General features: G+C 72.6%; 1 pseudogene. It reads left to right on the top strand.

Annotated features, from left to right (window positions below):
- A pseudogene (locus tag BEK98_RS47160) lies at positions 1-427 on the top strand (DNA cytosine methyltransferase); the annotation flags it as partial.

Below are 427 nucleotides of genomic sequence, written 5' to 3'. Positions count from 1 at the left end.
GCTCGCCTCCCGCGTCCGAACCGCCCAGCCGCCGACGCCGACGCATGCACAGGTCGCCGAACCAGAGACCCTGTTCGGGCCGGGCCGTACCCGGTGGGTGAGCATGGCCGAGGCCCTCGGCTGGGGCGCCACCGACCGGCCCGTTCCCACCGTGTGTGCCGGCGGCGGACCAGGGGGCGGCCCCGAACCGTTCCCCTCCGGCTCCCGCCAGACACTCGCCAACGCTCGAGACCGAGGCAACTGGCGCTCCCAACACGCCGGTGCAGCGACGGTTCTCGAACCACAGACCCGCGGAGCCGGCTGGACAGCCCGGCACGGCTCTCGTTCGCCCACACCCGTCGACCAGCCCGCACCCACATTCACGAGCAAGGCGACGCACTGGAAGTGGTCTCTGCGCAGCAACAACCAGGCCAACGCCACCGTCCGC

The sequence above is a fragment of the Streptomyces diastatochromogenes genome (assembly GCF_002242805.1).
GTDB lineage: Bacteria > Actinomycetota > Actinomycetes > Streptomycetales > Streptomycetaceae > Streptomyces > Streptomyces diastatochromogenes.
The sequence above is the reverse complement of the archived record's forward strand: the minus strand, read 5'-3'. Positions and strand labels throughout refer to the sequence as shown.